This is a genomic window from Ruminococcus callidus ATCC 27760, from assembly GCF_000468015.1.
Lineage (GTDB): Bacteria > Bacillota > Clostridia > Oscillospirales > Ruminococcaceae > Ruminococcus_C > Ruminococcus_C callidus.
This window is the reverse complement of sequence record NZ_KI260337.1, coordinates 1-1,355: the sequence shown is the minus strand read 5'-3', so window position 1 is coordinate 1,355 and position 1,355 is coordinate 1. Positions and strand designations below refer to the sequence as shown.

The window sequence follows — 1,355 nt, the reverse complement described above, 5'->3', positions numbered from 1 at the left end:
CAATGTCATTAACTTAAAACGGCCCTTGAATGGCAAGCAGAATGTCTGGAAGTATCAAAATGGCGAGGAAAAGAGCGATTCGGACGGACGGGAGAAAGATGTTTGATGATGTCAGATTTGAGTGCGTTCAAGACACGCGAAAGAGAGGGAATGCTTTTAAACAGTACACCCATCAGATTATGGTAGATCAATCTGGTGGCAGTTCTTCGATTGATCTTGTACTTGTATTTTCTTTTTTTGGGATATTCGGATACATACTGCCACATATGCAAGTTGCAAAATTGTAAACGAGAAGCGACACAAAATAGTCTTGTGCAAGTCCGTTTTCAGTTTTTGAGACAAATTCCTCCACGAATACGGCATTTTTCAAGTAGTTGAATCCCGTTTCAATTCCCCACCGAAGACGATAAATCTCTTTGATGTCACGCTTAGGGAAATCCTTCCGATCAAGATTCGTGACCAGAATTTCATCCTCTCCACTGGGCAGCTTAACGCGAACACACCGCAAATCAAATTGACTGATTCCATCCGAATGCACATGATTCTGAGTCGCTCTGCGCTCAGAATATTCAATATGAATCACGCGGTCGACATACTTGCTTTTGCGGAACGCATTGACTTCCTTCAGAAAGCTGGAAGAAACCCGCATCACAAAATACAACCGGTGTTCAAGCAGCTTCTGAATCAAGCTTAAAGACGGAAATCCTCTGTCAAATATCCATATTTGCGGCTCATCTTTGTAATATACATCTTGTGCCACAGCATCAATCATCTTGCTGGCGAGTTCTCTTTCATCGGCAGTTCCAAAATGAAATTTAGAACGTATGAACATCTCATTCAGAATATCAAAAGTTGATACTGCGTGAAATACCGGCGTTTTACACTTTTCAGTTTCGCAGTATTTTGCGGATAATTCCGGAGTTTTAGGCAACTCTCCCTTCATCCCGTCCACTGCATACAGATGATATCCGTGAAACCGCTTATCTTTGGGAGCAGATGCCGCTGTTTGCTCAAACAGTTCCTCAAATGCGGTATACTTGATTTTCTGCCGGGCTTTACACAGAGCTGCACCGCTGATTTCATCCGCTGTGAGATACTTTGAAAAACGCTGTGCCTCCAGTTCAAGCGGACTTCTTGTATTCCCGATTGTGTACATGATAACATCTGAAAACGTAAGTTTTCTTGTCCGCTTGAAATCTTTTTCGCCATCTCTGACGTGTTTGCTTTGAAATTCCACATCACTTGCCATCTTTTGTATTTGCCGTATGAACCTTGTTTCTGCTTTCATTATCTTCACCCTTCTTTATTTTAGCAGATTTTAGCTCGCTTGGCTAGATGTTAAGTTAATGACATTG

1 protein-coding gene is annotated in these 1,355 nt (G+C 41.9%); it reads right to left on the bottom strand.

Annotation, left to right across the window (positions count from 1 at the left end; translation table 11 throughout):
* Positions 1-187 precede the first annotated feature (187 nt).
* Entirely contained in the window at positions 188-1,288 is a 1,101-nt protein-coding gene (locus RUMCAL_RS03870) for an IS4 family transposase (RefSeq protein WP_021681236.1), read from the bottom strand.
* Positions 1,289-1,355: the final 67 nt, after the last annotated feature.

Coding starts and splice junctions, on each gene's coding strand:
- RUMCAL_RS03870 (WP_021681236.1), bottom strand. CDS start 1,288: ATGAAAGCAGAAACAAGGTTCATACGGCAAATACAAAAGATGGCAAGT.